This is a genomic window from Stenotrophomonas maltophilia (assembly GCF_013464485.1).
GTDB lineage: Bacteria > Pseudomonadota > Gammaproteobacteria > Xanthomonadales > Xanthomonadaceae > Stenotrophomonas > Stenotrophomonas maltophilia_AW.
Genome location: NZ_RAUX01000018.1, coordinates 1 through 18,228 on the forward strand (window position 1 = coordinate 1; position 18,228 = coordinate 18,228).

Annotated in this window: 13 protein-coding genes and 1 pseudogene; 8 read left to right on the forward strand and 6 right to left on the reverse strand. The window is 58.1% G+C overall.

The annotated features are described in order from the left end of the window. Both moaA and D7Y61_RS08500 read right to left on the reverse strand, forming a co-directional pair. A pseudogene (gene moaA / locus D7Y61_RS08495) lies at window positions 1-188 on the reverse strand (GTP 3',8-cyclase MoaA); the annotation flags it as partial. A 31-nt stretch (window positions 189-219) separates the two neighbouring features. After that, window positions 220-2,493, reverse strand: a complete 2,274-nt coding sequence (locus D7Y61_RS08500) for an FdhF/YdeP family oxidoreductase (RefSeq protein ID WP_026070515.1) — start codon at window positions 2,491-2,493, stop codon at window positions 220-222. A 477-nt stretch (window positions 2,494-2,970) separates the two neighbouring features. Here D7Y61_RS08500 and fdhD point away from each other — a divergent pair, with 477 nt between their 5' ends. The 3 genes from fdhD to cydB all read left to right on the forward strand — a co-directional run bounded on the left by fdhD (window position 2,971) and on the right by cydB (window position 6,354). Then, window positions 2,971-3,831 (forward strand): formate dehydrogenase accessory sulfurtransferase FdhD, encoded by an 861-nt coding sequence (gene fdhD, locus D7Y61_RS08505; protein WP_026070516.1) that lies wholly within the window; start codon window positions 2,971-2,973, stop codon window positions 3,829-3,831. 109 nt (window positions 3,832-3,940) lie between these two features. Continuing rightward, on the forward strand, window positions 3,941-5,329 hold the full coding sequence (locus tag D7Y61_RS08510) for a cytochrome ubiquinol oxidase subunit I (RefSeq protein ID WP_017354500.1): 1,389 nt from the start codon (window positions 3,941-3,943) through the stop codon (window positions 5,327-5,329). An 11-nt stretch (window positions 5,330-5,340) separates the two neighbouring features. Continuing rightward, window positions 5,341-6,354: a cytochrome d ubiquinol oxidase subunit II gene (cydB, locus tag D7Y61_RS08515; RefSeq protein ID WP_017354501.1), complete on the forward strand. Its 1,014-nt coding sequence runs from the start codon at window positions 5,341-5,343 to the stop codon at window positions 6,352-6,354. A 2,286-nt stretch (window positions 6,355-8,640) separates the two neighbouring features. Here cydB and D7Y61_RS08520 read toward each other — a convergent pair. The 3 genes from D7Y61_RS08520 to D7Y61_RS08530 all read right to left on the reverse strand — a co-directional run bounded on the left by D7Y61_RS08520 (window position 8,641) and on the right by D7Y61_RS08530 (window position 10,627). Further along, entirely contained in the window at window positions 8,641-9,201 is a 561-nt protein-coding gene (locus D7Y61_RS08520; RefSeq protein ID WP_026070517.1) for a cyclin-dependent kinase inhibitor 3 family protein, read from the reverse strand. A gap of 95 nt (window positions 9,202-9,296) precedes the next feature. Beyond that, window positions 9,297-9,731, reverse strand: a complete 435-nt coding sequence (locus D7Y61_RS08525; RefSeq protein ID WP_017354503.1) for an NIF family HAD-type phosphatase — start codon at window positions 9,729-9,731, stop codon at window positions 9,297-9,299. A 95-nt stretch (window positions 9,732-9,826) separates the two neighbouring features. Beyond that, entirely contained in the window at window positions 9,827-10,627 is an 801-nt protein-coding gene (locus D7Y61_RS08530) for a hypothetical protein (protein WP_180865909.1), read from the reverse strand. 95 nt (window positions 10,628-10,722) lie between these two features. Between D7Y61_RS08530 and D7Y61_RS08535 the strand changes: the two genes are divergently transcribed. Further along, window positions 10,723-10,968, forward strand: coding sequence for a helix-turn-helix domain-containing protein (locus D7Y61_RS08535; protein WP_017354505.1), 246 nt, complete (start codon window positions 10,723-10,725; stop codon window positions 10,966-10,968). 432 nt (window positions 10,969-11,400) lie between these two features. Here D7Y61_RS08535 and D7Y61_RS08540 read toward each other — a convergent pair whose 3' ends face one another. Beyond that, the gene (locus tag D7Y61_RS08540; RefSeq protein ID WP_049421696.1) at window positions 11,401-12,228 is read right to left on the reverse strand and encodes a hypothetical protein; all 828 of its coding nucleotides are present in this window, start codon (window positions 12,226-12,228) and stop codon (window positions 11,401-11,403) included. Between the two features lie 479 nt (window positions 12,229-12,707). Here D7Y61_RS08540 and D7Y61_RS08545 point away from each other — a divergent pair, with 479 nt between their 5' ends. The 4 genes from D7Y61_RS08545 (at window position 12,708) to D7Y61_RS08560 (ending at window position 17,074) form a co-directional block, all read left to right on the forward strand. Then, window positions 12,708-12,947, forward strand: a complete 240-nt coding sequence (locus tag D7Y61_RS08545) for a hypothetical protein (RefSeq protein WP_049399270.1) — start codon at window positions 12,708-12,710, stop codon at window positions 12,945-12,947. Between the two features lie 532 nt (window positions 12,948-13,479). Then, window positions 13,480-14,223 carry a hypothetical protein gene (locus D7Y61_RS08550; RefSeq protein ID WP_017354507.1) on the forward strand — a complete coding sequence of 248 codons (744 nt, stop codon included), beginning with the start codon at window positions 13,480-13,482 and terminating at the stop codon, window positions 14,221-14,223. Then, window positions 14,220-16,070 carry a hypothetical protein gene (locus tag D7Y61_RS08555; RefSeq protein ID WP_049399271.1) on the forward strand — a complete coding sequence of 617 codons (1,851 nt, stop codon included), beginning with the start codon at window positions 14,220-14,222 and terminating at the stop codon, window positions 16,068-16,070. Before D7Y61_RS08550 ends, D7Y61_RS08555 begins: the two co-directional genes overlap by 4 nt. Before the next feature lie 80 nt (window positions 16,071-16,150). Further along, window positions 16,151-17,074, forward strand: a complete 924-nt coding sequence (locus tag D7Y61_RS08560; RefSeq protein WP_329761816.1) for an ATP-binding protein — start codon at window positions 16,151-16,153, stop codon at window positions 17,072-17,074. The last annotated feature ends 1,154 nt before the right edge of the window (window positions 17,075-18,228 follow it).

Here is an 18,228-nt window from a genome sequence, read left to right on the forward strand (position 1 = left end):
AAGCGCGGGCGGCCATCGGCCTGGTAGCCGTCGGGCAGGCAGTAGCTGCAACGGAAGTTGCAGGCTTCGGTCAACGAAAGGCGCAGGTACGGAAAGCTGCGTCCGAAACCGTCGGTGAGTTGGCGGGGATGATCTGCCAGTGCGCCCTCACCTACCGGCTCTGGCGCCCGAATGAGCTCGGCTGACATTCTTAGTCCTCCCTACGACATGCCGGCGCAATCACTGTGAAATGACCACCCTGACCGGGATCGACTTCGCCGCGGGGGTACCACTGATGCGATCGAAGTAATCCAGAGGTAGCAGTGGATTGAGTTCAGGGTAGTAGCCCGCAATCGCGCCACGCGGCATCGGATAGTCAAGCACAGTCAACCCATCGACCCGCCGGCAGACGCCATCACTGGAGATCGTCTCGAGGCTCACCTGTTCCTCCTTCCCAATCCCTCGTGCTACTCGATCTTCCAGGTTCATGAAGAGGATCATTCGATCGTTATACACACCGCGATAGCGATCGTTGTAGCTGTAGATTGTCGTGTTGTACTGGTCATGGGAGCGAACCGTGGCCAGCCGAAGCATAGTGGGATCCTCGACCAGGTCGTTCACTTCAAGACCCGGCAACACCAGAATATTGGCCTTCCCGTTAGGTGTCGGCCACTCACGGCGGCGCGGCGGAATGTCCAAGTGGAAGCCACGCGGCGCCTGGATCCGTTCATTGAAGTCTGCGTAGATGCTGGGATAGACCGCCGCGATCAGCTCACGAACATGGTTGTAATCGTGCATGCAAGCTGCCCAGTCGACCTTGCTGTCCGGCAGTGTTGCCATTGCCATGCGGCACACGATCTCAACTTCCGGAAGAACATGTTCACTCACAGGCTCCAGTACTCCACGGGATGCGGTGACATTCGACATGGCATCCTCAATGGTGACAAACTGCTCACCCAGCGGGGTATGGATCCACTCCGAGCGCGCCACCACCGGTAGGATCAGCGCCTCCTTGCCATGCACTAGGTGGCCACGGTTGAGTTTGGTGGCGATGCCAACCGTAAGCTCAAGACCACGCATTGCCCTGTAGGCAATTTCGGTATCAGGAACAGCATGGATGAAGTTCCCGCCCATGCCGATGAAGACCTTGGCGGTTCCAGCCAGCATCGCCTCAATAGACTCAACCACATGGTGCCCATGTTCGCGCGGCGGTTCGAACCCGAACACGTCGCGAACTTGGTCCAGGTAGCGTTGCGTCGGCTTCTCATCAATGCCGACGGTACGGTCGCCTTGCACGTTGGAATGGCCGCGAATAGGAGCAATGCCCGCCCCGGGCTTTCCGAAGTTGCCGCGCAGCATCAGCAGATTGGCAACCTGCTGCAAAAGGCGAGATCCTTGCTGGTGCTGGGTCAGGCCCATGCCATAGCAGATAATGGTCGCACGGGAACGGATGTAGATCTCTGCACAACGCAGAATCTGCTCCTTCTTGATCCCGGACACTTGGACGATCTGGCTCCACTCCAGGGACATCACTTCTTCACGCAATGCCTCCAGCCCGACGGTGTGCTCGGTCAGGAATTCGTGATCGAGAACAGACTCGCCGGCCGCTTCCCGCTCGAACATAGCCTTCATGATGCCCTTGATCAGGGCCAGGTCACCGCCGATGCGAATGTGTACAAATTCACTGGAAATCTCGGTGGAGCCAAACGTGGCCATCTGCACGACGTCCTGGGGCTCGGCAAAGCGAATCAGCGCACGTTCCGGCATAGGATTGACCGCGACAATTGGAGCATTACGCTTCCGCGCCTCCACCAAGTTGGACATCATTCGTGGTGAGTTGGTGCCTGTGTTCTGGCCGATGACGAAGATGGCCTCAGCATGCTCAAAGTCATCGAGCACGATAGTGCCCTTGCCGACACCAATTGCCGGCGGCAACCCCCGGCTGGTCGGCTCGTGGCACATGTTCGAGCAGTCCGGGAAGTTGTTGGTTCCGAACTCGCGCACGAAGATCGAGTACAGGAACGCGGCTTCGTTCGGCGTCCTCCCCGAGGTGTAGAACTCAGCCTCATGCGGGCTGGACAGGGCCTGCAGGTGTCGCCCGATCAGCGCGAAGGCCTCATCCCAGCTACAAGGAACGTAATGGTCGGATACCGGGTCATATCGCATCGGCTCGGTCAATCGACCCTGCATCTCCAGCCAATAGTCGGACTGCGCCATCAGCTCCTGGACAGTGTGCTCCGCGAAGAACTCACGCGTGGCGCGATGCTTGGTTGCCTCCCATGCCAAGGCCTTCGCACCGTTTTCGCAGAACTCCAGCTTCTTGGTGTGATCTGCATCCGGGAAAGCGCAACTGGGGCACTTGAATCCCCCAGGCTGATTCATCGACAAAAGCGCTTTAGATCCCTTGGCAATGACGCTCTGCTGCATCAGAACCTTGGCGGTTGCACCGGCGGCACCCCAACCACCGGCAGGATGGTCGTAGGCTTTGTAACGGGGGATCTTCTGCTCTGACATGACAGGCACTCGCAGCATGCAATTGGGAGTGGGAAAAGTTAAGCACGCGACGGCCTCCCCTTCCACGGACAGTATGTCCACCCTGCCCAGACAAGACGTCCGGCGTACACGCCGGGGATCGAATCGAGGCACTGGTGTCCGATACGAGTGCCTCAACGGACCCGAAGCGCTCATCCTGGCCCTCACCACGAACAGGTCTTCACGCCACCCGCCATCGATTGTAACTATCTAATTTATCGGGCGTTTTCTAGCTACAGGCACATGTAGCGGACAGGCGGGCCACAGCCCCTCGAACAGAATGTCGGATCAACTCAGCCAAACTGTCCATCTGCGAACATTTGTAAATTTTGACCGCAGCGGGGTGTACGCCTTGGGATACTCTCCGCACTGTCAAACCACTAAGAAGTCCCCGACCCGAGGGACCCTGCACGCCCAGATCATCGTTACCGGCTTCCCTCCCCGCCAGGCCTCATCTCCATGCAAGCGCCCAGCCCAGTACCTGCCAACGAGCCCTGCGGCATCGCATATCGAAGAACCCTTCGGTGGCGTGGTGGCGAGCGCGGCTCAATCATGGACAGCGTTGCCGAAGAAGTGCCTGTCGCGATGCTCTACAACGACAGTCCTTTCTCGGTGATGATGGCCAGCCCAACGGATCTGGAAGACTTTGCGCTGGGCTTTTCCATGACGGAGGGAACAATTTCTGATCCCTCCCAACTTCTCCGGATTGAAGTGAGGCCATCGCTGGAAGGCATTGAGCTGGCGATGGAAGTCACAGATAGTGCGCCCATCGTGTCAATGCCCAACGACGCCACCCGCAACCTACCCGGGCGTAGCGGTTGCGGGCTATGTGGAGCTAGTCGACTGGAGCAAGTGCTCAGAATGCCTTTGCCAATCGACCGACCCACCACCTACTCCGCCTTGGCGCTACGCGTAGCACTGTCCTCGCTAAAAGGGCTACAGCCAATGAACGAGGCTGCCGGCTCAACCCACGCAGCAGCATGGGTTCTCCCGGACGGAGCTATCGAAGTGGTACGCGAAGACGTGGGCAGGCACAACGCACTAGATAAGCTCATTGGTGCAATGAGGCGCTCATCGACTTCAACCAACGAAGGTCTCGTGCTTCTATCTAGCCGTGCTAGCTACGAAATGGTGAGTAAGGCCGCCTATGCAGGCATGGCGATCGTTGCAGCGGTATCGGCACCCACAGCCTTAGCCATAGATCTCGCAAAGGCCGCAGGGATCTGTCTTGTCGGTTTCGCGCGCTCGGATGGCTTCAACATCTATTCACACCCCCAGCGCCTACTCGATTTGGAAGCTGCACACCTAGCAGCCGTATGACGCCAGATGACGCCTGCCGTGCAATGAGCAAGGATCTCCGCCGATGAAATTGCTAGGCACCATCGGAACTTGAGCCGCTAGCCACCACCCACCCCCTATTGGGATCGTTATGGACGCCCTCCTCCTTTCCCGAATTCAGTTCGGCTTTCTCATCAGCTTCCATGTGCTCTTCCCTGCCTTCACCATTGGCTTGGCCAGTTGGCTTGGTTTCGTGGAATGGCGCTGGCTTCGAACCCGCAACCCGGTGTGGCGGGATCTGTTCTTCTTCTGGCAGAAGATCTTTGCCGTGTCCTTCGGCATGGGCGTGGTAAGCGGTATCGTCATGGCGTTCCAGTTCGGCACAAACTGGCCTCGTTTGAGCCAGATCGCCGGAACCGTAATCGGCCCCCTACTGACTTACGAGGTCCTGACAGCCTTCTTCCTGGAGGCAAGTTTCCTCGGAGTGATGATGTTCGGCTGGGGGCGAGTATCACCACGCCTGCACTTCTTTTCCACATGCATGGTCGCACTTGGAACGCTCTTTTCAACGTTCTGGATTCTTGCCTCCAACAGCTGGTTGCATACGCCTGCGGGCTACGAAATGATCAACGGAGTGGTCCATCCGGTTGACTGGTTCGAGGTTGTGTTCAATCCATCGTTCCCCTATCGACTGGCCCATATGGCAATAGGGTCATTCATAACAACCTGCTTCGTGGTGGGTGGTGTTGGCGCCTGGTACCTGCGGCGTAAGGAGCACGTCGAAGCCGGCCGCAAGATGCTTGGGGCGGCTGTGATATTTGCGGCCATTACCGTTCCTGTTCAGATTTTCGTGGGTGACATGCATGGTCTGAACACCCTCAAGCACCAGCCGATGAAGATCGCAGCGGTAGAGGCTCACTGGCATCAGGGCCAAGAAGGTGAAGGAGTTCCGCTGGTCGTCTTCGCTGTACCAAATGAGAAGGAAGAGCGGAACGATCTTGAGATCGCGATTCCGCGTGTTGGCAGCCTCATCCTGACTCACTCCATGGATGGAACCTTCGCACCGCTGACATCCGTACCGGCGAGCGAACGACCTCCGGTCACGCCTGTGTTCTTCGCATTCCGGATCATGGTTGGGATAGGCACCCTCATGCTACTGCTCGCCTGGCTTTCTGCTTTCACCCTGGCCCGCCGTAAGCTGTTCGATTCCGGGGCCCTGCTGCGCGCTTGGAACTGGATGCTTCCAAGTGGGTTCGTTGCTTTGGTGGCCGGCTGGTTTGTCACCGAGATGGGGCGCCAGCCTTGGATTGTCTATGGCGTTTTGCGAACGGCTGATGCCGTGGGACCGCAAACGGCCTGGATGACAGCGATCTCACTCGCGGTCTATGTCGCTGGATATGCGTTCGTATTTGGTTGGGGCATCTGGTATCTGGTCAAGATCCTCCGACATGGCCCACATGCCCAAGACGGAAGTCCGTCGCTAGAGGGTGGTGATCGCACACCTGCACGGCCTATCTCGGCCGCTGATCAATCTCTCTGAGGAACGCTGACATGGACTCGATGACCTGGTTGCCCATCGCCTGGTTCGCCGTCATCAGCTTCGGCGTCCTGATGTACGTCGTCCTCGACGGCTTCGTACTCGGTATTGGCATTCTCGCGCCCTTTGCCGAGGATGAAGAGCAGCTCGATGTGATGATGAACACCGCTGCCCCAATATGGGATGGCAACGAAACCTGGCTGGTGCTCGGCGGAGCCGGATTGCTAGCAGCGTTTCCAACAGCCTATGCAGCGCTTCTTTCGGCCCTGTATCTTCCAGTACTTCTGCTGCTTGTATCATTGGTTTTCCGGGGGGTCGCCTTTGAGTTCAGGTTCAAAGCCCATCGCTCCAAGAGGCTTTGGAGCGTGGCTTTCGGCCTTGGCTCGCTTCTGGCCGCGTTCTCTCAAGGAGTGATTCTTGGCACGGTGGTGCAAGGCGTGCCAATGACTGGTGACACCTACGCTGGCGGGCCATTCCTATGGTTCAGCCCCTTTGCCATGCTTACCGGAGCAGCCTTGGTTGCCGGCTACGCCTTGCTTGGAGGCACCTGGCTAATCTTGAAGACCGAGGGGCGAACCCACGCACTTGCCAGGCGCCTGACCCGCCCCCTGGTGGTCGCCGTGATCGTGGCCATGGGGCTCGTGAGCAGCTGGCTGCCGTTCCTTGATCTGCGACTAATGACTCGCTGGTTCAGTGACGGGAATTTCTGGTGGCTGTCCCCCGTCCCCCTTCTTACGCTCGCCGTGGCAGTGGCGCTGTGGCGCGCGGAGAAACGCCCCACTCATGATCTTGCCCCTTTCCTACTGAGCCTGTCGTTGTTTGTCCTGGGTTACCTAGGCCTCGTACTCGGCATGTGGCCGTACCTGCTCCCCCCGGCATTGACGATCTGGGATGCAGCAGCGCCAGTGTCGTCGCTTGGCTTCAGCCTGGTCGGCTTGGCGGTCATGCTTCCTGTCATCCTGGGCTACACCGCCTGGTCATACCGCGTTTTCCGCGGCAAGGTGAGTGCGAGCACGAGCTATCATTGAGCGTGATATGCCGCCCATTCGCCTGAAGTGGAGAATGGGCTCAACTAAAGCCCGGAAAGGGCGAGTGGGTTCGGTGGCGGCCGACTCATGAACTGAATGTCACTGGACTATCTTCAGCTAAGCCGAAGGTCAAATGCCACCGCCTCTGGCCCTCGACTTGACTCAATCAGTTAGCCAATACGCCCGGCCTCCCAGAATCGTGTATCGCCCTAAGACACACAGGATGTGATGAGTGGGGCCTTCAGCCGACCCTGAATCGTATGCCTTCGGATCGAACTGACTTGAAGGAAAGTCGATGATTCACGGTGAGGTGGTAGAAGAACGCCTCACACCAACGAAGTCGCCTAGAAAGAAGGACTACATCATGTATGGGGCCGCTACGAGATAGCCACCTGACAAGAGTGAGTGGGTCCCTTCCCGACAGCATGGGGCTAAGTAGCTCAACAGTAGAGCCTCTGGCCAACGTGCAAACCCACGGCCGTACGGATCTTAACCATAGGTGGAAGCCCTCCCGCTCAAGCCTACGCCTTTCAGCAAGCTCCGCTCTGAGCTGACGCCGGCGAACTTGGCGGGCTATCTCCAAGTGTGGCGAGTACTCCCCCTTGCCATGATAGGCAACCTTCAGGACGTAGCCCCGGGCCCTGGTAGGAATCGGTGAGTACGAAGCTCGAACACGCGCAAAGAAGTACCCCGCGAAAACGGCAGTTGCGACGAGAACAACATGAAGTTCGCTCGGGGCGATACGGTATCCACTCGCGGTGAAGAACTGGACGCAAACAAGTCCATCACAACCCGTAGGAATCAACGTTCGATACAACGTCGTCCCGGGAACATACAAGAGAAAAATGAAGCCATAGGCGCACCATTTCCAGCAATGAACTCGCTGATCCAGCACCGGCTCCCAACTGAGCTCTCTTTTGGGGCGGCGCAGAACGTAAGCGCCAATGAAGAGCAGCGAAGGAACGCCCAATAGCAGCAGCAGGTCGATGATCTTCTGAATTGAGTACATGGCAGGGTACTTAGAACGTCGCTCCGGAGCTCCTGGGCAAACGGGATGCCATCGACTGGATTCGTGGCCGGGACGACCCGCCAGGAGTCTGGACAGGGCTGTATCGGCCGCGCGACATGGAACTTGAACCACTGATTCGTCCATGCTCAATGGCCTACTCGCGCTCCTCGGCATAGCACGGCTCCCCAAAGAACCTAGAACACCGCTGGAGGAAGCGACGGGACTTTCACTCACAACTCCAGCGCAGCCACGGACAGCAGTGTGGCGATATCTGAAGATCAGATAGACGCGGACTCGCCTCGCTGCTATGCTGGTGAGCTAGGCGAGCGATCTGAGAGACAAGTGGCCTATGTTGTCACCCAACCGACCCTCATTTCGCATTGGCCAGAGTTGGACGATTTCGTTCGTTCAATCGGCCCGTTCTTAGCCTGCGCCTGGTGCGCACTGGAGCGCTCAAGGACCGTAAGCGGGCCTGTTGCCGCCGAGGGCTTGGCCTCAGCCGCACTCGATACGCTTGCCTCACTTCGCGTACTGCAGCGCATTCCCATCGCAGCCCCCAATTCCGGGGCGAGGTCCTTGTATGAGCCTCTGGCATGGACCTATCAGGCCGCTTGGTCACGTCAGGACGTGAGTCTGGAGGCCAGGTTGACCAGTACGCTTACCCGATGGGCTGCCGAATGCCCGTCCACTGCCAAACGGACCTTGGGAACCTCGCTCGCAGAGAGCGAAGCCCGTGCATACCTGGCCAACCTGCTACGCAAGTATCGGCTATCTCCCACGCTGGGCAATGGCCTGAGATCGACCCAGCTCCCGGAGTGGAATGCACTGAGCTTGGGACGCAAGAGGTATGTACTGTGGGCCGGCATGCGCAACGTTGCGTCGGAGTTCCTGAAAGCTGATCTGGACGAGGAGGCCGCCCGTCGGGTACTTGATCGAGAGATCAGCAGGAGATGCACTTGGCTCGTTAGCCGAGTTCAATCGGGAGCACTTGGCCCGACTGACTTTTGCTTCGTGCCAGGCCATGGCTGGCGTCAGCCGTTGATCTTGGACGTGGCAATGGAGACGTTTATCCCTCTGGGCAGACAGTACTGGCTGCAGCCAAGTAGCGACTGGAGGCTTTAGCGGATACTCTCCGCGCCGCGTCCACTAGTGGGCGCGCGACCCAGCGAATCCGGTGTCAGCGGTCGACTAGATCGCGTAGGTATCGGTGGCGCCAATAGCCAGGGCTGGCCTTGAACGACTGATGAGCTCGCCACGCGTTTGATCTGGAAGGGCAACTACGAGCGCAGTCCCTGTGCCCATTGCTGCAGGAAATCCTCCTGGACAGCGGTCTCGATGGCACCCGGCCTGACACGTCGCACCGAGCCAATGGCAGCCTGCGCTGTTCGCTCAGCCCCTGACTGCAGTAGAAGCATCGCTGCGACAGTGCCGGCTCGCCCCAGCCCACCCTTGCAGTGGACCACAATGCGCAGGCCCGAATGCAAACTCCGAACGAGCATTGACCCCAGTACTGGCCATCGTTCGAGCAACCTCTGGTCAGGTGCTGCGCCATCCGTGATTGGAAGGCCATGCCATGAGATGCCCTGCCCTTCAACCACTTGAGGCAAGCACTCGATCCGCAACTCACTGAACTCCCACGGCTCGAGTAGCGTGATCAGGTGGCTGGCTCCCCAACACTGAATCACAGAGACATCCACATCGATGTCTCTCGCCCATGCCCCCGTCATCGCAACTTCTTGGTACTTACCTGGCGCGAAGGTCACACCAATTGCCCCTCCCCTTTCGCCAACCGGGAGTTCCGCGATAGCTAAAGGGTGGGTCAAACTTGTTCGAATCATGTCGGATCTCCTGAACGACAGCCCATTCCTATGCAGCAACCGGCGCTGCTGGCTGGAAGAGCTGCACCCGCCAACCCACTCACTAAGCACACCAACTACAACGGAACAACCAATCGTTCCTTCAGCATCTCAAGGGCCACTTCCAGGCCGGCGTCATCCGCGTCATATGGAGCGCCGAACAAAGAGACCTCAATCCAATAGCGCTCCTGCCCCGGATGGATGTAGTCCGCGTGATCGTCCAGCAACAGCGCTGCACCCAGGATCGGAGACACATACCGGAGGTCCTTCGTTGCCCCTCCCCAGAATGTATATGGCAACTCAGCGAACCAGCCTGGCGCGCTCCCTTCCTCGACCAGCAGCCGCGAAATCCTGCGGAAAGCTGCCTCAGGGACCGTGGTGTAGATGACCAGATGCTCGAAGAGTTCATGAGCGACCTCAAGGAACTGATAAAGCCCTGGGCGTGGAATCTGGCTGACAGCATTTGAGATCAGCGTCCCCTCGAGATCGAGAGCAAGGATGGTCGGTCGCATTGAGCGCTAGGATCCTCATCAGCAGTTGGACACTTGGATCTGGAGCGTTCCGCGCTGCGCTTGGTCATCGGACGCAGTTGCGGAACGCCAATGAGTCAGATATCTGAGAACTTCTCGGCTTGCTTAAGCTGATTCTCCAGAGACTGGATCTTTTCCCTATAGTTGGCAGCTATGTAGGGCTTGTCATTGAAGTCCAAAGCCGTCTGAGGAATTAGTTCGAGCTCGACTCGCGTTGAAGACGCTTGTCGAATTGCCAGTGTCGACCACGCATCATCACCTTTTACGAAGCCAACATTGAAGCGCGCCGTGACGCCGCGGTTCGGCTTGAGGCCATCAATCGATCGGAAGTCGCTGTGCACCCGCGACTTTGCCGTGGGCTGAGCTTCGCCATTGATGTAGAGCGTCGCCGCCCAGCTGGCCTGGCTGAGCGCCAAAGTTGAGCTATTCGCAATTCGCGCCTCAATGACCGGCTTCGGGCCAAAGAAGCTGTCCTCGATCCGTAACGTTGCGCCACTCGCACGCACTCTTTCTAGTTCGGTGATCGTCGGCCGCTGCGCGTTGGCCTGCTCCTGCAGAGCAAGAATTTCTTTTGGATGGGCATCCCTAATCTGCTTGATGTGCCCCCTAACCACCTGTCTTATAGATGCATTCGGGTAGGCCTTGTTCAGCTCAGCCAGATCAAGGCCGGCAACGGCCCAGTTGAAGGCATCCCGCTCATGGGCACTCAGCTCGGCGTCAATTGCGTCAATCGACGCTCTGTATTGCTCCTGCGTGCCGTCAGTGACCAACTTCCTGTCTACTGGACCGCTGCAGGCGGCAACTAGGACCGTCAGAGCAAGCAGCAAGCCCTGCCTGCCCCAGCCAGCTGCGTCGCGTCGACGTTGTTCTTTGATCATGCCCTTCCCCTGTCAATGAGAAGCACAGGATATCTGGTTTTTAGATATCGGAGAACTGGATATAGCTTCTGAAGCCGCTCAACCAGGGTGCGGCCGTGGCCAAGACAATCCATCGCAAGGAATACGCCGCCCTGATTGAGACCGTCAGAGACGCGCGCTTGGCTGCTGGCCTTACCCAAGTACAAGTGTCCAGCAAGCTGGGGCGCAGCCAGTCGTTCATTAGCGATGTTGAGACAGGGAAGCGCAGGGTTGACGTCGTGGAGCTTAGGGACATAGCGCGCCTGACAGGCCTATCCCTGGGCAAGCTCATTGCCGACTTTGAGAAGCGACTCAAAGACTGACTTTACTGAGCTAAGGCTCAGTCTTCTTCAGATGCGTACCACTAGGCTCACGCCTAGTGCCCACCCCACTATCCCGCTCAACGAGCATGCGACCACTTTGAGCAAATGGCTTCTTGCCAGTTCTGGCTACACAGGACTGGCTGGTCAAGTGGTGGCCTCCAGCGCACCATCCGAGCTAGAAGGGAAAGCATTCATAAGCCCTGTCGGCGCGCTTGACTGACGATTCCTTCGCAATAAGAGGTTCAGCGCTTCAAGGAAATCCCTTTGGGGCGACCTCTTCGTACTGACCATAGCTTAAAAGGCTCGGCATGCATTGCAGAACCAGCATGCGCATCTCCCCGCAAGAACAGTGACCTCCACCGCGCGGCTAGCGTTGATACCTCTCCCTTGTTGACGCCACTTCAAGGTAACGAAAGATCCTGGAGGCGCATCTCACGGCTCATCAACCATGGGATGCGGATGCTCAACGTCAACCAGCATGTCGACAGAACGCATGAACTTCAGAAGCACTGCGCCCAGAGGCTTGATGCGGGTGTAAGGCGAGCTTCCGATGCTAGAAGTGGGCAGGACTTCCGCCACGCATGCCGCTACCGGACTGATTGGCGCAAACTGCTTGAGAGTTGCAACCTCGCCGTGACAAACATCCTCCGGCACGTCCAGCAGCCCAAGAAACAGGTCGTCAATTGCATCTTGAGTCGGCAAAGATCCGCCGAGCTCAGTCCCAGCCAGCTGCGCGAATGCTCCTTGCCTTGTCAGATCATTCACGAAAGCAAGATAGTGCGAGTGAAACCGGGCGAAGAATGTATCCACCCCACCTGTGCGAGGAGTCACCGGAAGCATGCACGGATAGTCATCTGCGAAGAATACCCCCTTCGCCGAATTGCTACTAAACGCGCTGGAATCCGTATTGCCAAGTGGAAACCCAACATCCTTTGGCAACAGCGATCCCCTACGAAGCCTGACCACCCGCTGCTCCATCAACAGCTGGATTGCCGTGCATGCGTCGGGGCGCAATCCCCAAACAGCACAAAAACGAATAATTGCCCAGCGTAGTGCATCCCGGACATCTACTGCAGTCTCGAGCCTACCGCTGTCTATAGCTAACAGATAGTTACACGCACACAGGCCTATCGCGTCCAAGGAGCCACCTTCGGCCACGTTGAACATGGACTCCAAGGCATCTACCCGACTTGGCGCATAGCTGCTGAGGCCAGGGAGATTGTGATGAGAAGCCACCAGGCGTTCGGTGATGGACGGCATCAGTAGCCCAAGACGCTCCATTAGTGATCGACGTACGCCCCGCAATTGCTCCGCAGTGGGAGCCTCTGTGCTGCAGATCATCCAGATCGGATGCTCGAAGGCCTCCTTTGCAGCCGCGAACGCTGGATCCCCATGCACCGAGTCAATCAAGTATCCACCAGGACCGCGTAGCTTCCCTGGATGATGCCCCTTGCTGAAGAACCGGTAGAAGGATCGGGGACGACCGTTGGCCGCTTGCGCGTGTATATCGAGCCCAACTCTAGGCAAGAGCAACTGATCAAGATCATCCCAGGTCAGTCGATCGCCATGCAGCCTTCGCACAACGCAGGCCCACACGCTATTGCGGACGACCAGCGCCACGTCTGTTGGAATCTTGCCACGAGGCATACTTATGGATCTTCTGAAGCGGGACTAAAGAATCCCCTAGAACTGGCTGCAATTGTGCATGATGGGGTCCAACGGTAGCTAGGAGTTGCGTCATGCCTATCCAGAATCCAGAAGCAGCAGTCTCCACCGAACTCAGTCGCGAGCTGCTAGAGCGGCATGGGGAGCTCATGGGCGGCAGCGACCTCCAGCGGAACCTTGGCTTTCCAAACGGCCGCACCTTCGGCCGAGCCGTCCAGCGTGAACTTTTGCCGGTTCGCACCTTTCCGCTGCCAGGTCGGCGGGGGTTGTTCGCCAAAACGCGAGATGTCGCTGAGTGGCTGAACTCGCTGTAATTCCTGAGCACGCGAGCTGAGGCCGAAGCCAAAAGGCCCGCACCACTTCTGATCTGCTGAAACTCACCTAGGCGCACAGTGCGCCCCTGAACGGCTTGACGCCAAAACTCCAGCTTCAAAGGAGGCATTTAGCCCCCCAGTTCATCAAATCTCCGACCCCGGAAATGAAATCGCCCCCGCAGCAACGGGGGCGATAGCCTCTCGCCGGAGCGAGAGGGGGTGAAGCTCTACGATAACGTATGTAGGCTCCCGCAATTCCGACTTCGTGTCAAGCGGCAAAGCTGCTTGAGCGGGCATCTGCGCGCTCCGACTGCCATCGTATGGCAATCGGCACGGCACCCCATGCCCGAAATCCCCAATGACCCTGCTGGCCATTGCCGCCAGTACCGAGCCTCATTCTCCGAGGCCAACCGGGAAGTCGATCGATGAAGATCCAACACTCAGCTGACCATGCATTGAGTCATCCCTCAATCGCGATTGCGCAGCGCCACTCCTCGACCATGCGAACTGCAGTCATCCACAAGGAGGCAGCATGAGCAACCACGCGACCAATCCCGTGAGCCCGTTCCAAGGCGTAGCGTCTGCACGCGCCTCCGACCCGCTCCACAATGGGAAGGATCGACCGCTGGCCCCCCGTGAACTAACCGCTGGCCAGATCAAGAGGGGGGACATCTTCACCTTCTTTAGCCCGAAAGAGAACCGGACGGTTACCGTACACGGCCCCCTGCAACTCGCGCTTCGACTGCAATTGGAGTTTGATCCATCAGTGGCGGCCGTGACCGAGAGGCCTCGGTCCATCCCGGTAGGACTTGACAGCATGGAACTCCATTTCTGGTTTCAGAGGCGCGGAGGCCAGGAGATCTATGCAAACGTCATTCCGAATTCGCAGACAGTACCCGGCGTGGATGGCAAGCGTCGTCCTCGCGAGCTGGACCGGCTTCGTTCAGCAGCCAAGGATGCAGGCATCTCTTTGTGGCTAATCACGGAGGACGAACTCAAGGCGCCCGGCGGCAGGAATGAGCTCTGCTACCAACTGCTCGGGTTCTGCCAGTCAGCCAAGGATCTGGGGAGCAGCCTGGCGTTGCGACAGGAAATCGCCGCGACCATCGAGCGAAGCGGCAGCATCAGTGCAGATGAACTCATCCATGAGCTCAGGCACCACCCTCGAACTCACATTCAGGGGGTCGTGGCTGAGTTGCTTCACGTCGGATTTCTGGCGACCGATGCATTTCCTCGAATGACGGGGCGATCAAGGATCTGGAGGGCCGACCCATGAGTTCCAAGTTCAATGCCGTCGACCTCGAGTCGATCCGGGCAACTCCAAGGCCAAATGGGATCGTACTTCCAGCTGATCAACAGTCGGAATTTCAAGCCCGCCTGTCAGCACTCACCAGCGTCCTTGATGGGGCAACCTTGGTCGACGCAGCCCTTCGATGGGGCGTGCCGCGAAATACCCTCTCTCGAATGATCCGGACCGCACTGCTCTTCGACGAGAGCGGTCATCGAGTCGGATACCGAGCCTGCATTCCCTATGCGCGATTCAGCGTGTCAGATCGCAACAACTCGGTCGTCCCCGATAGTTCACATCCGTTCGCCATAGATGCTGTCCTGCAAGCGATCCCCGAACTCGGCGATGCAGTCGCAAGATTCAAGGGCGCCTTGCCAACACAGTCCAAAAGGAGCCCCGCGTTCGACAGGCTGCATTCCCAGTTCGTGAAGGTGCTGACTGGGAAGGGCTTTCAGGCCATGTATCCGCTCAACATCCGTGACAAGGGAAGACGAGCACTGACCTCCCTCATAAAGCGCATCCGAGGCACAAAGAGCGAAAATGAGATGCTCTTGGCTGCGGATGAGCCTACTTCCACCCGAATCGAGAACCTACTCAGCATTCGGCCATTTGATCGAGTTGAGTACGACGAGCATTCCGTCGACATCGACGCATGGCTGGCCATGCCGATGGCGGACGGCTCATTCCGGCTAGAGAAGATTAGTCGGATCTGGCTACTGGCAGTTGTTGATGTCGGGAGTGGCGCCATCCTTGGTTGGGAAATGGTGCTTGGCCGGAAGTACGAGCAACACGATGTAGTCAGCCTGTTCGCGAAGATCATGAGCCCCTGGCAACCAAGGGATCTGAGCACGTCGAACTTGAGCTACTCGACTAGTGCATGGATGCCGTCGATCTACCTAGTGGATGAGGTAGTGATGAGAAGCGCAATGATCGCAATGGACAACGACTCATCCCATCACGCCAAGATGACAGTCCGAAATCTCATTGATCATCACAAGGGAATCCTGCACTTTGGACGATCCGGGATGGGCGAAGGTCGCCCCTACATCGAGGCTCTATTCAAGAAGATTGAGAATGGCCTGCTGCGCCACATCGCCGGCGGCTTTGCTCCCGCAACGCAAGTGAATGAGCGTCAAGTCACTACAAAGCTTGACGGGAAAGACCACCCCATTCTCCTGGAGGTCTTGAAAGACCTCATTGACACCTATGTTACCTCGCACAATGTGACGAGCCGGTCCACTCGCGAACCCAGGTCGCCCAAGCGAATCATTGATGAGCATCTGGCATCTGGGGAGTGGGTGTGGCATGCACCTGGCACCGAAGATGACGTGAGAAACATGACCGTTAGGCGGATGAAGGTGACCATCAGAGGCTCCAGAAGGAGTGGTGTACCTCCCCTCGTCTATCTCGACCACGCTAGGTACAGGTCACCAACACTGTCTGGACAGTGGCACCTGATTGGGCAGTCATTTGACGCAACCTACGAAGACTGGCGAGACATTCGCAAGCTGACCCTCTGGAGAGGCGGTAAGCGTGTACTCACACTTCACGCTCTCGCCCCATATGCGAGCGTGGCCCACACGCTGTCGATCAGGAAGCGCGCGGCACGCTGGGCGAAGAGCGACGCGTCACGGGAGCCCGGTAACTACTGTTTAGCCGACAACATTGAGGCCTATCACGCAGCCGTCCGATCGGCGGCCGCTGGCGTCAGGGACAGCGCCTCGCTCATGGCAGCTGGCGATGTGCCCAAGCCACCTTCCACGACCAACAGTCAGGGGCAAGGCTCTCCACTGATGGGAATCCGCAGGGCCACGTTCAACACGAGGCTCCGCTGATGAAGGCCCCGGCGAGCCTTGAGAACCACCCAATGCACGCGCGACATCGCCCCAATATCCAGACTCTCCCCTTACTGCGAATGGCATCTGGATTCGCCACGTGCCTGGAGTATGGGCGGCCGAGCCTGAGGATCATTGGCGATGGCCGGTGTGGGAAGTCAACTGCCACGCGAATACTTGAAACCACCACTTCTTGGCGACCATTTCCTATTGGATTCCTCCGGATGGTCGTCGGAAAACCGACTACCCCTAGCGAAGGCAACTTCTTCCGCGAGGTCATCCTTGGACTGGGCATGAGGGCAACAACCGTAGCCAGCCCACAGGATCTCCTCCTCAGGATCATCCGGGCAATTGAGCAGGAAGCCGCTAGAGCATCGGCCGACGTGGTCGTGATTGCGATCGATACGGCTGAGCAGCTCACGCTCAAGGACTACGCCCACCTTGCAAAGCTTCAGAACCACTTCCTCGGATCATCAGTGCAACCGTTCTTTCTCTTCATCCACCAGAGCAACAGCGTGATTGGAGGCGCAGACGATCTTAGTCAGCTGGCGCCGCCACATCTGTATGGCCGATTCTTTGTCGACAGCCATCCTTTTACCGGGCTTCTCTGGGACATCCCGACGGAGGACGCTGACGTGCAGGACGCATGTGATGTCGCCTTGGCATTTCGCCAGCTTGACCAAGTTATGAGGTGGCCGGACGAGGGAGGAAAGACCTACACCGAAGCATTCGCACCCTATGCTTACAGCGTTGGCTGGCGCCTTGAGAAGGAGACCGAAGCGATACGCGAACGAATTGAGAACCTTGCCAATCAAGGCAACTATCCCGTTCCCAAGGATTGGCTCATGGCCTCCTTCAACCAGTTTGTCTACCACCTACTCACCAAGATCGCTGCTGGGCGCAACGATTTCGAAGGGCTTACTACCCAGCACATTGATGAAGCTCTCCTGCGCAGCGCATACGCCGGCTTCGAAAGCTCAAGAAATAGGGCCGTAGGCAAATGAGGAGCGGCGCTCAGCTGGTCGGCGGCAACCTCCGACTTGTTCCATACCAATCGGCTTTTGGCTGCGTCGCGAGGCTATCGCGACTGAACCAGGCCAGGCGGGTCACGGAGTACTCACAACTCCTCGGAATCAAGCCAAACAGAAACATCAACCTGCTCTTGAGCCTGACGACCTCGCAAGTACAACAAGAGGCACTCTCTACAACCCTTGGGATCGAGACTCCGCCCGAGTGGGACTTGGCGGCGTGGTATCCGTTCATGACGGACGACCCGAGACTGCCCTCCCATCTCAGGTTGAGGTACTGCCTTCCTTGCATCAGACTCGGGTATCACACCACACTGCATCAGCTGCCCTGGATTTCCACGTGTCCCTGGCATGGCGTTCGCCTGCGCCAGAGTTGCCCACGATGCAATGGATTTCCGGTGACAGTCGCTGGCACGCCCACGAAGTTGCTCACCTGTGCGTGCGGCTTTGACCTTATGAATGAGTCGGCTTCCGCCTTGCAGAGACACCCCCACCCCAATGCCACGGCGTATCTACAGGCCTACCTCAACTGGTGTGCGGAGCAAAGGCGTACAAGTCGGCTGATCGTAACTCCAGGGGTACACGTTGATCCCAGCAGGATTTCCAGCCTTGTGGACCTTCCTCCTGGCCTGGCGCTACGCCAGGCCAGGAGGGTCTGCAACGCTAAAAGGTACAGGCTCACGACACACCCAGATCAACAATCACCACCAGCAGGCGCAGATACAGCACTACGTGCAAACCATACGGGCTCTGAGGACGACTCAGGCCCAATCCTCCGTTACATTGACCAGAATGCAGCCAGAGGTTCCCGACGAGGTCGATCAGATCAGGCCTTTAGCCCTCAAGGCGAGCGAGTCGCCGGAGCTCGGGATCAACCGGCTCCGGATGGATGGAGCAGCTACGCCGCGACCAGGCCAGGCGGGCGCTATCGAGTGATTCACCCCAACTATTTGAACTTCGTAGATGAGCTCCTGGGCAAATTCAGCCATTCCAGCCCGCAGCGGGTGAGCAACTCGGGATTGGGACTACGAGTGAGACTAGCGGTGCTCGCCCAGGGCTACGCGGACGGCATCCTCCTCTCGGAGCATGAGGGCAACTTGAGCGCGCTTCCGGAGCGTTATAGATCGCCC